Genomic DNA, 15,212 nt, shown 5'->3' with positions numbered 1-15,212 from the left:
AGCATGGCCGTATGCACTGGTTCACCCGCATCTTCCGTCTGCACGCGACCCTGTGGCTGGGTCTGGCGGTCATGCTGGCCGTGTTCTGGATCGCCAGCGAGTGGCGCAATTCCATGCAACTGGCGACCGGCTGGAATGCGGGGATCGCAACCTTTCTGGGGCTGACGCTGATGCAGGCCCTGCGTCGCCGTTCGGCCGAGGATATCGAGCATCGCGCCGGAAATCTGGATCAGGCTGGGGCCTTCCTGTTGCCGCTCAGCATATTGTCGGCGGCGGCCAGCCTGTTCGTGGTCATCGCCGAGACCTCGGCGACCGAGCGGCCGTCGCTGGCCAGCGTTCCCTATACGGTGCTGACGATCCTGATCTCATGGCTGTTCGTCCATGTGATCTTCGCTCTGCACTACGCCCATGAGTATTATGCGCCGGGTGAGGACGGGGTGCGCGGCGGGCTGGAGTTCGCAGGCGATGAGGCGCCGGACTATTGGGATTTCCTGCATCTGGCGCTGGCGGTCGGCGTCGCCAATCAGGGGACGGTGGCGGCGTCCAGCCGCCGGATCCGGCGCGTTCTGACCCTGCACGGTCTGATTTCATGGCTGTTTAACACCATCATCCTGGCGCTGACGATCAATCTGGTCATCAACCTTTTCTGAGGGTGAAGGTTGACGCAGCGGCGCGGGATCGCCATTTAGCGCTGCATCGCACAATGCGGTGACCGGCGCGTTCCAGCGCGTGTTGGGCTTCCCTACCCGGAAGGCCTGTCTGTCGAGCGGCCGGATCATTCGATTTCATACGTCGTCCATACACGCGGGGCGGCGCCCGTTCCCCGCCCGATTTGGGCAGGCGACGTGCGCCCTTTGTGAAACCGGCCCTGTCCGGTTGCGCGCGCCGCCGTTCGTGAAAGACAGACGTGAGCGACACTCTTACTTTTGAATCCATGGGTCTGAACAAGGCCCTTCTGACGGCCCTGGCGTCGACCGGCTATGAGAAGCCGACGCCGATCCAGGCCAAGTCCATCCCCGATGTGATGAAGGGCAAGGACCTGCTGGGCATCGCCCAGACCGGTACCGGCAAGACGGCGGCCTTCGCCCTGCCGATCCTGCATCGCCTGGCCGAGAACCGCGTGGCGCCCAAGCCGCGCACCACTCGCGCTCTGATCCTGAGCCCCACGCGCGAACTGGCGACCCAGATCGCTGACAGCTTCAAGCAATACGGCGCCCACCTGGGCTTCCGTGTGGCCGTCATCTTCGGCGGCGTGAAATACGGTCCGCAGGAACGCGCCCTGCAACAGGGTCTGGACGTTCTGGTGGCCGCGCCGGGCCGCCTGCTGGACCACATCCAGCAAAAGACGCTGGACCTGTCCTCGACGGAAATCTTCGTCCTGGACGAGGCCGACCAGATGCTGGACCTGGGCTTCATCAAGCCGATCCGCCAGATCGTCAGCCGTATCCCGGCCAAGCGCCAGAACCTGTTCTTCTCGGCCACCATGCCGTCGGAGATCGGCAAGCTGGCGGGCGAGCTGCTGAAGGACCCGGTCAAGGTCCAGGTCACGCCGCAGGCCACCACGGTCGAGCGCATCAAACAGTCGGTGATCTGGGTCGAACAGGGCAAGAAGCGCGCCCTGCTGACCGAGCTGTTCTCTGACCCCGCCTATACGCGCTGCCTGGTCTTCACCAAGACCAAGCACGGCGCCGACAAGGTCGCGGCCTATCTGGAAGCGGGCGGCGTCGAGGCCGGCGCCATCCACGGCAACAAGAGCCAGCCCCAGCGCGAGCGCGCGCTTGAGGCCTTCAAGAACGGCAAGCTGCGCGTCCTGGTCGCCACCGACATCGCCGCGCGCGGCATCGACGTGGACAAGGTCACCCATGTGGTGAACTTCGAGCTGCCCTATGTGCCGGAAGCCTATGTCCACCGCATCGGCCGTACGGCCCGCGCGGGCAAGGACGGCACCGCCATCAGCTTCGTCGCCGGCGACGAGATGAAGCTGCTGAAGGACATCGAGAAGGTCACGCGCCAGAAGATCCCCGCGATCGACCGCCGCAACGACAAGGCGCTGGCCCAGCTGGACGCCTCCATCATGGCGGCGGGCGTGGCCAAGAAGGCGACCCTGCCCGAACGTGAAGGCCGCTCGGACGGCGAAGGACGCGGCGGCCGTCGCGGTGGGCGCAACCCGCACCGCGAAGGCGTCAAGCAGGAGGGCGGCGGTCAGCCGCACCGCCAGCGCCGCGGCCGCAACGGCGCGCCTGCGGCCGAGCGTCCGGCGGTCGCCTATGATCCGATGGCGGGCGACCGCGCCCGTTCGTCGGTGCGCGCCGCCCCGGCGGCTGAGCCCAAGCCGGTCGGCGAATTGCAACGTCGCCCGCGCCGTCGTCGCCCGTCGAACGGCGGCAAGGGCCACGGCGCTCAAGGCTGAGGCAGCGTTTTCCTCCCCATGAAATGGGGAGGGGACCACGAAGTGGTGGAGGGGCTTGACCGTCAGCGGAACCAAGCGGCCCCTCCGTCTCGTTCGCTGCCGCGACCGATCCACCTCCCCATTGCATGGGGAGGATATAAAAACGGCGGCTCCTTTACGGGAGCCGCCGTTTGCTTATCTACCGTCAGCCGGGAATCAGAAGGCCCAGCGGGCGCCGATCGAGGCCACCAGAGCCGAACCTTCGGCCTCGCCGCGCAGGTGCGAGGTCACGGCCGCCGGGGTGCCGGCGTAGAAGGCGCGGTCGTCGTGGATCGTCGAGTCGCTGAAGGCGATGTAGGTCAGACCTGCATCGAAGGTGACGCCCTTGGTCACCTCGGTCGAGCCGCCGACCGAGAACAGCCAGCGGTCGGCGTCCGGGATGCGGGCGGTGCGCAGGCTGTCGCGGGTCGGGGTGGGGTCATAGCCGACGCCGGCGCGCAGGGTGGTCTTGTCGCTGATGGCGTAGTCCAGGCCGATGGCGCCGGTGGTGACGTCCTTGTAGTCCTGATGGATGACGTCGCCGCCGCCCGTGTATTCGACGCGGATGGCGTCGAACTCGGACCAGCCGATGCGGTTGACCTGGGCGTTCAGGGTCAGCTTGTCGTTGACGGCGTAGCGCACCGAGGCCGAGGCGAACCACGGGGTGTTGAAGCTGGCCTTGCCGTCGGTTGAGACGTTGGCGCCCGCCAGCGGACCCAGCAGGCCGGCGACGACCACGTCGCCCTCCAGTTCATGCTCGATCTTGGAGCGGTAGCTGAGGCCGAAGTCCCACGGGCCCTTGTGCACCTGGGCGCCGACGTTCCAGCCGAAGTCCCAGCCATCGCCTTCCAGGCTGTTGGAGGCGTCAGGCAGCAGCGGCGACAGGTTCGGCATGGCCGAGGTCAGCTTGGCCTTCACGTATTGGGCGTTGACGCCTGCGCCGACGTCCAGCCAGTCATTGACCTGATAGGCCACGGTCAGGCCCGCATCGCCCGAGCGCAGCTCTGACGTCAGGGCGTCATAGCGGGCGAAGGACGGCGCTTCATATTTGGTGGTGAAGTTGTAGGGCGCGGCCACCGAGACGCCGATGGCGAAGCGGTCGCCGATCGGTGTGGCGAAGGCGAAGTTGGGCGCCAGGCCGCTTTCGATCGGATCGACTTCGGTATTGCGCGGATTGACCACCGGCGCGTCCACGCCGCCCGGATAGGTGACGTAGGATCCGGCGTTTTTCACTTCGGAATCGATGCGGATGGCGTTCAGGCCGACCGAGACTTCGCGGCCGCTGCGGGCGATGGAGGCGGGGTTCCACCACATGGAGCCGACGCCGCGGTCGGCGGCCTCGCCGGAGTAGGCGCGACCGGCGCCGCGCACGGATTGTTCCTGCAGATAGAAGGAGCCTGCGAAGGCCGGGGCGGCCACGCCCGCCATCAGGGCGGTGGTCAGGGCCAGGCCGCCGAGACGCAGGCCGGGTTGGATGATGTTCCTGGGGGTCATTTACGCTTCACCTATGTTCGTCGGGCCGCCTTTGAGGGGAGGTTGGCGGCCTCTGTTCGGGGAGTGTCGCTCCGCTGACCGTCACAGCGTTCGTGTCATGAAAGCGTTGCGTCCCTGACAGATGTCAGACCGCTTCCAGGCGAAAGCGTGGCGCGGAAGGCGCACAATTTCACACCTTGGTGAGGTTACGTTGCGGCAATTTCGATGCCGGCTGAGTAAAGCTTGGCGGTAAGTTCTTGTGCCGCTGCGTCAACTTCTGCCGCGTCGCGGCCGCGGATCACCAGCTGGGTTCCGACTTCGCTCGGGGACTGTGAAACGCTGAAGCCGAAGGGGTAGGATCCGAAGGACAGGTGCGGTCGCGCCTCGGCGGCGGCGCGCAATATGTCGGCCACGGCGCCCTCGCCGACGCCGGTGACGCGCAGCGACCGGTTGTGGACCGGGGCGCCGGTTTTCAGGCGCGGCGCCACGTCGTCCAGCATGGCCTCCATGATCTTGGGCACGCCCGCCATGACGAAGACGTTCTCGACCTGAAAGCCCGGCGCGCCGCTGACCGGATTGGCGATCAGCACGCCGCCCTCGGGCACGCGGGCCATGCGGCGCCGCGCGGCGTTGAACTCGCCCGGCGCATAGCGGCGCTCAAGGATGGCGAGGGCCTCGGGATGTTCGCTGACCGGAACGCCGAAGGCGGCGCCGACCGCATCGGCGGTGATGTCGTCATGGGTCGGGCCGATGCCGCCGGTGGTGAAGACATAGTCGTGCGTCGCGCGCAGGGCGTTCAGCGCCCCGACGATCTGATCCTGACGGTCGCCGACCACCCGCGCCTCCATCAGGTCGACGCCCAGCGGCGCCAGAAACCGGGCCAGGGTGTTCAGATTGGTGTCGCGGGTGCGGCCCGACAGGATCTCGTCGCCGATGATCAGGACGGCGGCGGTGGGGGAGGGGGATGGTTGTGACATGGAGCGGATATAGGAAACGCACTGTTGCTGCGTCAGCGGCGAACCCTGACGGACTTGAGGTTTTGTGCTAGTCTGACCATCTGAAGTCCTGAAAGTCGTTTCTTCGCCCGTTCCGCATCCTTGCCGAGCGCGCCTCCCCGAAAGCCGAGCATGTACGAGACCCCCGACCTGGAAACCGACGTCTTTGTCCGCAGCCACGAAATCCGCATCTATGACGCGGAAGGGTTCGAGGGCATGCGCAAGGCGGGCCGTCTGGTCGCCGAGGCGCTGGATATGATCGGCGAGCATGTGAAGCCGGGCGTCACTACGGGCGAGCTGGACGATCTGGTGCGCGAGTTCACCCTGGACAACGGCGGCACGCCCGCCTGTCTGGGCTACAAGGGCTATACCAAAACGGTCTGCACCTCGATCAACCACGTCGTCTGCCACGGCATTCCCGGCGACAAGGTCCTGAAGGAAGGCGACATCGTCAATATCGACCATACGGTCATCGTCGACGGCTGGCACGGCGATAGCAGCCGGATGTATCCGGTCGGCGAGATCAACGCGCGTGCCAAGCGGTTGATCGACGTCACCTATGAATCGCTGGACCTGGGTCTGGCCCAGATCAAGCCGGGGAACACCTTCGGCGACATCGGCTTCGCCATCCAGAAGTTCGTCGAGGCCCAGCGCATGAGCGTGGTGCGCGACTTCTGCGGCCACGGCATCGGCCGGGTGTTCCACGACAGCCCCAACGTCCTGCACTACGGCCGTCGCGGCGAGGGCGCGGTGCTGAAGCCGGGGATGTTCTTCACGGTCGAGCCGATGGTGAACCTGGGCAAGCCCGCGGTGAAGGTGCTGTCGGACGGCTGGACCGCCGTGACGCGCGACAAGTCGCTGTCGTCGCAGTGCGAACACTCGATCGGCGTGACCGAGGACGGGCTGGAAATCTTCACGGCCTCGCCCAAGGGCCTGTTCCGCCCGAAATTCTGAGCTAGTCTCCCCCTTGGGGGAGGCTGATGCTGGATCAACCGCCGGAAAGACCGAAGGCCAAGCCGCACCATGCCGGTCATCGCGAGCGGCTGCGTGAACGCGCGCGCGCGGCGGGCATCCACCATCTGCCGGACTATGAGTTGCTGGAGCTGTTCCTGTTCCGCAGCCAGCCGCAGGGCGACGTCAAGCCGGTGGCCAAGGCCCTGCTGGCGCGGTTCGGGTCGCTGGCGGCGGTGCTGGCGGCCTCGGTCGAGGACCTGATGACGGTTCGGGCCGAGGATTCGCGCGGTCGCGCCAAGGGGTTGGGGCCTGAAACGGCGCTGGACATCGCCGCCCTGCATGAAGTCTCGCGCCGTGTGGCCAAGGAGGAGGCGAACCGGCGCACCGTCATCTCGTCATGGACGGCGCTGCTGGCCTATGTGCGCCTGTCCTTGCAGCATGAGCCGCGCGAGCAGTTCCGCGTCCTCTATCTCGACAAGAAGAACCAGTTGATCCTGGACGAGATCCAGAACCGGGGCACGGTCGATCACGCCCCGGTCTATCCGCGCGAGGTGGTGCGCCGGGCGCTGGAGCTGTCGGCCAGCGCCATGATCATCGTGCACAACCACCCCTCGGGCGATCCGACGCCCAGCCGGGCGGACATCGACATGACCAAACAGGTGATCGAGGCGTCGCGCGCCCTCAGCCTGACCGTTCACGACCATCTGATCGTCGGCCGCGAGGGCGTGGCCAGCTTCAAGCAACTGGGACTGATGTGACTGTTCTTTCGACTGAGCGTTTGACGCTGACGCCTGTGAGCGAGGGCGATCTGGGCGATCTGATCGCCCTGTGGGCCGACGCGGACTTCACCCGCCACATCATGGGGCGCGGCCTGTCGGAGGAGGAGGTGTGGTTCCGCCTTCTGCGCGATCTGGGGCACTGGCAGGCGCGGGGCTACGGCAACTGGTCCATCCGCGAGACGGCGACCGGCGCCTATGTCGGCAGCGTCGGGGTGTTGGATTACCGCCGCGACATCGAGCCGCCGTTCGATGCGCCGGAACTGGGCTGGGGCGTGGCGCCCGCCTTTCAGGGAACCGGCATGGCGCGCGAGGCGCTTGCGGCGGCGCTGGGCTGGACCGACGCGCAACGACACGAGCCGCGCACGGTCTGCATGATTTCGTCCGAGAACACGCCGTCGATCCGACTGGCCGAGCGGGTCGGCTATCGCCCCTATGCGCGCGCCGACTACAAGGGCTCGGTCGTCGAACTGTTCGAGCGACCCAAAGGCGGTGGATGACGGCGGCGATGGCTGACACGGGAGCCTTCGCCGGGTAAGCTTTACAATCTTCAGGGCCGGTTCGCCGGTCCGCCGCCTTTCGGAGCCTTTCTTCATGCCCATGTCCGTCGACGACCTTCGCGCCCATCTGGTGGAGGCCTTCCCTGATGCGGACATCGCCATCGAGGATCTGGCGGGCGACGGCGACCACTATCGCGCCCGCATCGTGTCCGAGGTTTTTCGCGGCATGAACCGCGTGCGCCAGCACCAGACCGTCTATGCCGCGCTGAAGGGCAAGATGGGCGGCGAACTTCATGCTCTGGCGCTGGAGACGTCCGCGCCGGTCGAGGCGGTCTGATCCATGCGCTATCGCCCCTTCGGCGCCTCGGGGGGCGCGGTTTCCAGCCTGACGCTCAGCCTGGGGGCCGAGGCGGCGGCGCGCGGTCCGGCCCATGTCCGCGACCTGGTGTTCGCTGGTCTGGAAGCGGGCGTGAATGTCTATCATTTCGAGCGGCCGGACCCGATGCTGCTGCAGGCGGCGGGCGAGGCGCTGGCGCATGTCGAGCGGCGACTGCTGTGGGTCAGTCTGGCGCTGGGCGAGGACCGGGATTTCTCGGCGACCGGGCTGGGGCGTTCGATCGAACAGGGGCTGCACGCCTCGGGTCTGGGCTGGTTCGATCTGGGGGTGCTGGATAATCCGGCCGAGGATGAACTGCCCCAGACCTCGCTGACGGCGCTGAAGGCCATGCGCAAGGCCGAACATGTGCGGATGCTGGGGGTGTCGGGCGCCGAGGCGGTGACCGATCTCTATGTCTCGACCGGGGCGTTCGACGTCCTGTTCACCCCCTTCCACGCCAATGTGCCGTGGCAGGTGCGCTCACGCATGAAGGCGGCGCGCGACCGGGAGATGAACCTGTTCGCCTATGATTATTTCCCCGACAGCCTGTCGACCGAGCGCCGCGCCGCAGAGGCGGGCGCCGGGAAGAAGCGGGGGCTGTTCGGCGCTGTCGGCTGGGGCGGCGGACGGGGGAATGCGGGAGAAGAGCCGCGCGGCTCCTTCGCCTTCCTGCACCGCACGCCGGGCTGGACGGGCGAGGCGATCTGTCTGGCCTACGCCCTGGCCGATCCGGCGGTGGCCAGCGTGCTGATCCGGCCGCGCGATCGGGCGCATCTGGAAGAACTGGCGGCCGTGCCCGAGCGCGACCTTCCGGCCGGTCTGTCGGCCCAGATCGAAATGGCGCGGGTGGATTCCCCGGCCTGATCTGCTTCAGGCGCCGATGGCGGAAAAGGGACCGTTCAGGAAGCCGGGCTTGCGATAGGCCAGCGGGCGGCCTTCGGCGTCCAGAACCCGGCCGCCTGCTGCTTCCAGCACGGCCTGACCGGCGGCGGTGTCCCATTCGCAGGTCGGGCCGGTGCGCGGATAGGCGTCGAAGCGGCCCTCGGCGATCAGGCAGAACTTCAGCGAGGAATCCATGCCCTGCCAGCGGGTGCAGCCGTTGCGGGCGGCCAGTCGGGCGGCCTCGTCCTCGCTGATGCTGTGGCTGACCAGGGCGACGGCGTCGGCGGGGCGTTCGCGCACGCGGATCGGCCGCCAAGGCTCGCCGAAGGCCCGGCGCTGGGCGCCCTGACCGGGGGCGGCGGCGCGCCAGCTGACGGCCATGGCCGGGGACGTCACCACGCCCGCCACGGGCGTCTCTCCGCGGATCAGGGCGATGTTGACCGAATAGCTTTCGCGGCCCTGAACAAAGCCCTTGGTGCCGTCCAGCGGGTCGATCAGCCAGAACCATTCGCCAACGGAGGCAGGCGCGCCGTCAACGGACACGGCTTCTTCGGCGACGGCCTCGACGTTCGGCCAGTGCTCCGCCAGTCGGTTCAGGATCAGGGCCTCGGCGGCGCGGTCGGCCTCGGTCACGGGGCTGGAATCGGCCTTGGTCTCGACCGTTGTTCCACTGCGCCACCAGGGCAGGATCAGGTGCGCGGCCTCTTCGGCGATGTCGGCGATGATGTCGGCCAGACGGCCGGAAGCAAGATCGGATTCGAGGTCGGATTGAGGATCGGCGCAGGCAGAGACGGTCATGAGCCGCTGGATAGACCATGCGGCCGGTTTAACGAACCGGCAAATCAGGCCACCTTGGCCTTAACCTTTCGAAATCCTGCGCGCCCCGCCTTGGCATCATGACCGTTTCCGACGACCCAATCGCCCTATCCGCCGCCGATCTTCCGGTCGATGGCGCCGAGCTGGCCGCCTTCATCGCCGCCAAGCTGTGCCACGACTTCATCAGCCCGGCCGGGGCGGTGGTGTCGGGGCTGGACCTGCTGGATGATCCCAGCGCGCAGGATATGCGCGACGACGCTCTGGGCCTGATCCGCCAGAGCGCGGCCAAGATGGTGGCCCTGGTGCATTTCGCCCGCGTGGCGTTCGGCGCGGCGACCAGCAGCGAACAGTTTTCGGGCGCTGAACTGCACGGTCTGGTCACGGGACTGACCGAGGGCGGCCGCGCCACGCTGGACTGGCGCGTGGGCGATCAGGTGTTCTCGAAGATACAGGCGCGCGCCCTGATCAATCTGGCCTATCTGACGGTCTCGGCCCTGCCGATGGGCGGGACGGCGGTAGTCACCATCCGGCGCGAGGGCGGGCAGATGCTGCTGGTGGGGTCCGCCGAGGGGGCGCGCGCGCGGCTCAAGGCCGAAGCGGTCGTGGGTCTGAAGGGCGAGCGGTTGACCGAAGGGCTCGCCGGGCAATGGATTCAGCCCTACTGGCTGTGGCTGACGGCGCATGAGGCGGGCGGTCGTCTGAACTTGGCGGTTGAAGACGGCCGGGTGGCCCTGATGGCCAGCCTGCCTGACGCGGATGCGGGGTCGGGCGACGTGGAGCCAACCCTCCGTTAACCCGCATGAATGACTATCGCGAGAATATCAGATGTATTTCACGTCAAACGGGAAACGGCGCTATGGAGCCCAGAACCTGCCTGATCGTGGATGACAGCCGGATCATCCGTAAGGTCGCGCGCCGCATCCTTGAGGACCTGTCCTTTGAGGTGACGGAGGCGGGCGATGGGGCCGAGGCGCTGGACCAGTGCCAGGCGCTCCTGCCGCAGGTGGTGCTGCTGGACTGGCAGATGCCGGTGATGGACGGCCTGACCTTCCTGCGCCGCCTGCGCGAACTGCCGGGCGGCGAGGTGCCCAAGGTGGTGTTCTGCTCGGTCGAGACCCGCGCGGACCGAATTGCCGAGGCCCTGTCCGCAGGCGCGGACGAATATGTTATGAAGCCCTTCGATGGCGAGATCCTGCAGGCCAAGCTCGCTGAAGTTGGGGTGGTGCAGTCGCTGTCATGACGCCGGAGGATTTCGATCGCCTTCAGTCCCTGCTGGCGTCCCGCGCCGGCTATCGGCTGACCCGGGACCGGATGCAGCTGGCTGAACACCGGCTGGGGCCGGTGGCGCGGCGCGAGGGCTATCATAACGTCGAGGCGATGCTGGGCAGCCTGTGGAGCCGCCCGGTGGCTTCGCTGGGCTGGGCCGTGATCGAATCCCTGCTGAACGGCGAGACCTGGTTCCGTCGCGACCGGACGAGTTTCGACGTGATGGAACGTGAACTGCTGCCCGCGCTGACGGCGGCGCGGCCGGGCGGTCGGGTGCGTATCTGGTGCGCGGGCGTCTCGACGGGACAGGAAGCCTATTCCCTCGCCATCGCCGGGCTGGAGGCGGGCGCCTGCGTCGAGATCGAAGCCACGGACCTGTCGCGGCAGGCGATCGAAAAGGCCATGTCGGGGCTCTATACTTCGTTCGAGATCCAGCGCGGCCTGTCGGCGCGGACCATGCTGCGCTGGTTCGAACAGGTCGACGATCAGTGGCGGGCTCGCCCGGAACTGCGCGCCGCCATCCGTTTCGGCCGCGCCAATCTGCTGGATGAACCGACGGACGAGGGCCGCTTCGACGTCATTTTCTGTCGTAACGTCCTGAACGACATGGCGTCGGAACGCCGCGCCCGGGTTCTGGACGGGCTGGAGCGGCGCATGGTCGATGACGGCTGCCTGTTCCTGGGGCAGGGCGAACAGCCCGAGGGCGACAGCGTGGCCTTCCGCCCCGTGGCGCGGCGACGGGGCCTCTACGTCAAGAGCGGGGCGGCGGCGAGGCGCGCAGCCTGACGTCTCAGGCGGCGGCCAGCAGGCCCTGTGCGGCGACGGCCTTGACGCCGGGGCTGGCGACTTCGGCGAAGCTCAGGTCGTCGACGCCGAAATACTCGTTCTGGTTCAGGGCGCACCAGTCGGTGGTGACGATGCGGATCGTCTCGCGGCCCTCTGCGCCCTCGACCGCGCCCCCGACCGCGCCATAGACGAAGTCGCCGGTGCGGCGGGCGAAGGGCATGACCCGGTCCTGATTGGCCAGGGCGGTCAGTTCGGCCAGACGCGCGGCCGGAACCTCGGCGGCCATCAGCTTGCCGTCGAAACGCACCACGGAATCGAAGGCGTAGCGGCTGACCGGACCCGCCGCCAGACCTGTGCCCAGCGTCGTGTGGCCGATGAAGCCCGCATGCGCCCCGGCGAAACGGGCGAAGGCGGCGGCGACCGCGCGGCCGGTGTCGCCCAGCGACAGGGCGGCGGGGCTGGTCCCCATGATGGCGCGCTCCTGTTCGGTCAGATGCTGGTCCAGCGTGCTGCGGATCAGGGCGGCCAGCGCAGGATCGGCGGGACCGTCCAGAGCGACCGTGCGCGACTGGGCCCGTACGCTGCCGTCGCTGAGATAGTCGGCGGCCGTATAGGCGTTGCTCCACGATCCGGTGTGGGCGTAGAGGCCGCGGCCCAGCGGCTCCTGGAACAGCAGGTGGTTGTGCCCGCCGATCATCAGGGCGCCGTCGGGAAGGGCGGACAGCATTCCCCGATCTCCCGCCACGCCGGCGTGGCTGAGCACCAGCGACAGCTCGGCGCCGTCCAGCAGGCGGGGCAGTTCGGCGTTCGCCCATTCGGTCGGATCGGGGATGGACAGCCAGTCGCGCGTGTCCTTCGGATAGGTGTTCAGCGCATTGGTGCCGAAGCCGACGATGTGCATCTGCCGCCCGGCGAAGGTCAGCCTGGTCGAGCTCGGGGCGTAGGGGCGGCCGCTGCGGGCGTCGACGATGTTGCTGAGGACGATGACGCCCATGTCCTGCAGACGGTCGACCACAGTATGCAGGTCCGGGATCAGGTCGTTGTCGTGATTGCCCAGATTGACGACCGTGGGCGCGATGTCGGGCAGGGCGCGCAGAAAGGCCCAGTCGATGGCCCCTTGCGAGCGCACCGAGACGACATTGCCATGCTCGAAGATGTCGCCGTCGATGACGATCAGGTGCGGCGCCTTGTGGCTGCGGACCTCGGCGCGCAGGGCGGCAAGCAGCTGGGCGCTGCGCTCATAGGCGGAATGCAGGTCCGACATGGCCAGGATGCGGCCGATGACGGCGGGCTGATGTCTGGTGCGGCGCGTCTGGGCCAGGGCCGAAGGGGCGGCGCCGATCAGGGGCAGGGCGAGGGCGGCGCCCATGAAACGACGGCGCGATGGCGAGGCGAAACGCATCTGAAAGTCTCCGGCGCCCGGCGTGTCCGGGCAGGATGTCGCCAGAGCGCGGAACCGGCGCGCGGGACCTGCGGAAGACGACGCAGCCGGTCTGAATGCCACGGAATGCTGCGACGCACAACTTGAGGCTCGTCTCATATCCGTCATCTGCGCCGGTTTTCGACAGGGTGTGGCCATGTCGCGAAAGGTTCATGAAACCGGGCGTTTCAGCGCTGGCGCAGGCGCGGCATCGGGCCTAGGGCAGCGGCCAAATTCTCCCCGTCCATTAGGATATCCCGATGACCCGTCTCGCCGCCCTCGCCGCCTCCGCCAGCGGTCTGGCCCTTCTGATCGCAACGCCGGTTCTGGCCCAGTCGGCCGATGCCCAGGCTGATCAGGCCGCCGCGGTCGGCGACATCGTCGTCACCGCCCAGCGCCGCAGCGAGAACATCCGCGACGTGCCGTTCGCGGTCACCGCCATGAACGCCGAGACGCTGAACGCCGTGAACGCCGGCGGCGGCGACATCCTGCAGCTGTCGGGCCGCGTGCCCAGCCTGCAGGTCGAAAGCTCCAACGGCCGCTACGCCCCGCGCTTCTACATCCGCGGCCTGGGCAATGTGGACTTCGACTTCACCGCCTCGCAGCCGGTGTCGATGGTCATGGACGAGATCGTCCTGGAAAGCGTCTATCTGAAGGGCTTCCCCCTGTTCGACGTGCAGCAGCTGGAAGTGCTGCGCGGTCCGCAGGGCACCTTGTTCGGCCGCAACACCCCGGCGGGCGTCATCAAGATCGAGACGACCAAGCCGGGTGACGAGTTCACCGGCTTCGGCTCCATCTCCTACGGCAACTACGGCTCGACCCGCGCCGAGGCGGCTGTGACCCTGCCTGCGACGGACACCCTGTCGGTGCGCGTCGCCGCCCTGTGGAACCATCGCGACAACTGGATCAACAACGCCTGGGACGCCCCCTTCGCCAAGAAGGACGGCAAGGACATGGGCCAGTTCGACGACGTGGCGGGCCGCGTTCACGTCGCCTGGACCCCGACGGACCGCTTCTCGGCCCTGATGACCCTGCAGGCGCGCGACTATGACGGCACGGGTACGATGAACCGCGCCAACGTCCTGACCAAGGGTTCGAACAAGCTGAACGACAACTTCGACCGCGACACGGTCTGGTATGATGGCGGCCGCAACAACTTCCAGAAGCAGAAGACCACCTCGCAGTCGCTGCAACTGGCCTATGACTTCGGTCCGGCGACCCTGACGGGCGTCATCGGCTCGTACCAGGGTTCGAGCCAGGGCGATGGCGACATCGACGGCGGCGTCGCCTCGGCTCCCGCCGGTTCGCACTTCAAGACGCCATTCAACGTCGAGTCCGGCACCCTGTCCAGCGACCTGAAGCAGAACACCTATGAGCTGCGCCTGACCTCGAACGGCGAAGGCCGTCTGGGCTGGCAGGTCGGCGCCTTCTACTGGGACGAGCGCATCAACCTGGTGTCGGGCACCTTCGACGGCGTCGGCGGCCTGTTCCCGGTCAAGGTCACGGACATCGTGCAGAAGTCGGACTCCTGGTCGATCTTCGGTCAGGCCAACTATCAGGTCACGGACGCCCTGAAGGTGACCGGCGGCGTGCGCTACACCGACGACAGCCGCGACTATCTGGGCCGCATCCTGGTCGGCACGCCCGTCAACGCAAAGGGCGAAGTCTCGGTCGGCGACGAGCAGGTCAGCTGGGACGTCAGCGCCCTGTACGAGGTCAACGACAGCCTGAACCTGTTCGCCCGTGTGGCCAGCGGCTATCGCGGTCCGTCGATCCAGGGCCGCAACCTGCCGGTCCTGACCACGGCGGATTCGGAAACGGTCATGTCCTATGAAGCCGGTTTCAAGGCCCGCATGTGGGACGGCCGCGCCCGCCTGAACGCCACCGCCTATCTGTATGACGTCAAGGACATGCAGTTCACGGCCATCGGCGGCATCGACAACTCCAACCGCCTGATCAACGCCGACAAGGGCCAGGGCTACGGTCTGGAAGTCGATGGCGACGTCTATCTGGGCGCGGGCTTCTCGCTGGCCGGCGGCGTGGCGTGGAACCACACCGAGATCAAGGACAAGGACCTGCTCGTCGCCATCTGCGGCAACCACCTGTGCACCATCACCGATCCGATGGTGAAGGTCGGCGGCGCCGACCGCGCCAACATCAACGGCAACCCCTTCCCGCAGGCGCCGGAATACACGGCCAACCTGACCCTGTCCTACGTCCGCCCGATCGGCGACGATCAGGAACTGTTCGCCTCGACGGACTGGGTGATGCGCAAGAACTTCAACCTGTTCCTCTATGAGGCTGTGGAGTTCAAGCAGGGTACGCAGTTCGAAGGCGGCCTGCGCGCAGGCTGGCGCGACCTGAACCGCGGCATTGAGGCGGCCGCCTTTGTCCGTAACCTGACGGACGAGGCCAACATCCTGGGCGCCATCGACTTCAACAACCTGACGGCTTTCGTCAACGAGCCGCGCATGTACGGCGTGGAACTGTCCAAGCGCTTCTAAAGCCGGACGAACGGCTGAGAAAAAGGAGGGCGGCGA

Annotated in this window: 15 protein-coding genes; 11 read left to right on the top strand and 4 right to left on the bottom strand. The window is 67.3% G+C overall.

Going from position 1 to position 15,212, the window contains the following annotated elements; all coding sequences use genetic code 11:
- Window positions 1-11: 11 nt before the first annotated feature.
- Entirely contained in the window at window positions 12-650 is a 639-nt protein-coding gene (locus ACORJG_RS14220) for a DUF1345 domain-containing protein (protein ID WP_427789990.1), read from the top strand.
- A gap of 257 nt (window positions 651-907) precedes the next feature.
- The gene (locus ACORJG_RS14215; protein WP_427789989.1) at window positions 908-2,410 is read left to right on the top strand and encodes a DEAD/DEAH box helicase; all 1,503 of its coding nucleotides are present in this window, start codon (window positions 908-910) and stop codon (window positions 2,408-2,410) included.
- Window positions 2,411-2,605: 195 nt separating this feature from the next.
- Here the strand turns inward: ACORJG_RS14215 and ACORJG_RS14210 are convergent, their stop codons facing one another.
- Both ACORJG_RS14210 and ACORJG_RS14205 read right to left on the bottom strand, forming a co-directional pair.
- Window positions 2,606-3,922: an OmpP1/FadL family transporter gene (locus ACORJG_RS14210; RefSeq protein WP_427789988.1), complete on the bottom strand. Its 1,317-nt coding sequence runs from the start codon at window positions 3,920-3,922 to the stop codon at window positions 2,606-2,608.
- A 185-nt stretch (window positions 3,923-4,107) separates the two neighbouring features.
- A complete protein-coding gene (locus ACORJG_RS14205) occupies window positions 4,108-4,878 on the bottom strand; it encodes a competence/damage-inducible protein A (protein ID WP_427789986.1) in 771 nt (256 codons plus the stop codon).
- 150 nt (window positions 4,879-5,028) lie between these two features.
- Here ACORJG_RS14205 and map point away from each other — a divergent pair, with 150 nt between their 5' ends.
- From map to ACORJG_RS14180, 5 genes are all read left to right on the top strand, one after another.
- A complete protein-coding gene (gene map, locus ACORJG_RS14200) occupies window positions 5,029-5,850 on the top strand; it encodes a type I methionyl aminopeptidase (RefSeq protein WP_427789984.1) in 822 nt (273 codons plus the stop codon).
- A gap of 26 nt (window positions 5,851-5,876) precedes the next feature.
- On the top strand, window positions 5,877-6,608 hold the full coding sequence (gene radC, locus ACORJG_RS14195) for a RadC family protein (RefSeq protein WP_427789982.1): 732 nt from the start codon (window positions 5,877-5,879) through the stop codon (window positions 6,606-6,608).
- Entirely contained in the window at window positions 6,605-7,126 is a 522-nt protein-coding gene (locus tag ACORJG_RS14190) for a GNAT family N-acetyltransferase (protein WP_427789981.1), read from the top strand. The genes radC and ACORJG_RS14190 overlap by 4 nt, the downstream gene beginning before the upstream one ends.
- 94 nt (window positions 7,127-7,220) lie before the next feature.
- Entirely contained in the window at window positions 7,221-7,463 is a 243-nt protein-coding gene (locus ACORJG_RS14185) for a BolA/IbaG family iron-sulfur metabolism protein (protein WP_427789979.1), read from the top strand.
- A gap of 3 nt (window positions 7,464-7,466) precedes the next feature.
- Complete coding sequence (locus ACORJG_RS14180) at window positions 7,467-8,366, top strand: oxidoreductase (RefSeq protein WP_427789977.1); 900 nt, start codon at window positions 7,467-7,469, stop codon at window positions 8,364-8,366.
- 6 nt (window positions 8,367-8,372) lie between these two features.
- Here ACORJG_RS14180 and cysQ read toward each other — a convergent pair whose 3' ends face one another.
- A complete protein-coding gene (cysQ, locus tag ACORJG_RS14175) occupies window positions 8,373-9,182 on the bottom strand; it encodes a 3'(2'),5'-bisphosphate nucleotidase CysQ (RefSeq protein WP_427789975.1) in 810 nt (269 codons plus the stop codon).
- A 98-nt stretch (window positions 9,183-9,280) separates the two neighbouring features.
- Here cysQ and chpT point away from each other — a divergent pair, with 98 nt between their 5' ends.
- From chpT to ACORJG_RS14160, 3 genes are all read left to right on the top strand, one after another.
- The gene (gene chpT, locus ACORJG_RS14170; protein ID WP_427789974.1) at window positions 9,281-9,994 is read left to right on the top strand and encodes a histidine phosphotransferase ChpT; all 714 of its coding nucleotides are present in this window, start codon (window positions 9,281-9,283) and stop codon (window positions 9,992-9,994) included.
- A 62-nt stretch (window positions 9,995-10,056) separates the two neighbouring features.
- A complete protein-coding gene (locus ACORJG_RS14165; RefSeq protein ID WP_427789972.1) occupies window positions 10,057-10,440 on the top strand; it encodes a response regulator in 384 nt (127 codons plus the stop codon).
- Window positions 10,437-11,252, top strand: coding sequence for a CheR family methyltransferase (locus ACORJG_RS14160; RefSeq protein ID WP_427789970.1), 816 nt, complete (start codon window positions 10,437-10,439; stop codon window positions 11,250-11,252). The genes ACORJG_RS14165 and ACORJG_RS14160 overlap by 4 nt, the downstream gene beginning before the upstream one ends.
- A 4-nt stretch (window positions 11,253-11,256) precedes the next feature.
- Here ACORJG_RS14160 and ACORJG_RS14155 read toward each other — a convergent pair whose 3' ends face one another.
- On the bottom strand, window positions 11,257-12,654 hold the full coding sequence (locus ACORJG_RS14155; protein ID WP_427789968.1) for a metallophosphoesterase: 1,398 nt from the start codon (window positions 12,652-12,654) through the stop codon (window positions 11,257-11,259).
- A gap of 278 nt (window positions 12,655-12,932) precedes the next feature.
- Between ACORJG_RS14155 and ACORJG_RS14150 the strand changes: the two genes are divergently transcribed.
- Complete coding sequence (locus ACORJG_RS14150; RefSeq protein WP_427789966.1) at window positions 12,933-15,176, top strand: TonB-dependent receptor; 2,244 nt, start codon at window positions 12,933-12,935, stop codon at window positions 15,174-15,176.
- Window positions 15,177-15,212 lie beyond the last annotated feature (36 nt).

Origin of the sequence: Brevundimonas diminuta, from assembly GCF_050310045.1 — a bacterium.
Lineage (GTDB): Bacteria > Pseudomonadota > Alphaproteobacteria > Caulobacterales > Caulobacteraceae > Brevundimonas > Brevundimonas diminuta_F.
This window is presented reverse-complemented; position numbering and strand designations above follow the sequence as displayed.

Coding starts and splice junctions, on each gene's coding strand:
- ACORJG_RS14160 (WP_427789970.1), top strand. CDS start 10,437: ATGACGCCGGAGGATTTCGATCGCCTTCAGTCCCTGCTGGCGTCCCGC.
- ACORJG_RS14180 (WP_427789977.1), top strand. CDS start 7,467: ATGCGCTATCGCCCCTTCGGCGCCTCGGGGGGCGCGGTTTCCAGCCTG.
- cysQ (WP_427789975.1), bottom strand. CDS start 9,182: ATGACCGTCTCTGCCTGCGCCGATCCTCAATCCGACCTCGAATCCGAT.
- ACORJG_RS14210 (WP_427789988.1), bottom strand. CDS start 3,922: ATGACCCCCAGGAACATCATCCAACCCGGCCTGCGTCTCGGCGGCCTG.
- ACORJG_RS14205 (WP_427789986.1), bottom strand. CDS start 4,878: ATGTCACAACCATCCCCCTCCCCCACCGCCGCCGTCCTGATCATCGGC.
- chpT (WP_427789974.1), top strand. CDS start 9,281: ATGACCGTTTCCGACGACCCAATCGCCCTATCCGCCGCCGATCTTCCG.
- ACORJG_RS14150 (WP_427789966.1), top strand. CDS start 12,933: ATGACCCGTCTCGCCGCCCTCGCCGCCTCCGCCAGCGGTCTGGCCCTT.
- ACORJG_RS14165 (WP_427789972.1), top strand. CDS start 10,057: ATGGAGCCCAGAACCTGCCTGATCGTGGATGACAGCCGGATCATCCGT.
- ACORJG_RS14155 (WP_427789968.1), bottom strand. CDS start 12,654: ATGCGTTTCGCCTCGCCATCGCGCCGTCGTTTCATGGGCGCCGCCCTC.
- ACORJG_RS14220 (WP_427789990.1), top strand. CDS start 12: ATGCACTGGTTCACCCGCATCTTCCGTCTGCACGCGACCCTGTGGCTG.
- ACORJG_RS14185 (WP_427789979.1), top strand. CDS start 7,221: ATGCCCATGTCCGTCGACGACCTTCGCGCCCATCTGGTGGAGGCCTTC.
- radC (WP_427789982.1), top strand. CDS start 5,877: ATGCTGGATCAACCGCCGGAAAGACCGAAGGCCAAGCCGCACCATGCC.
- map (WP_427789984.1), top strand. CDS start 5,029: ATGTACGAGACCCCCGACCTGGAAACCGACGTCTTTGTCCGCAGCCAC.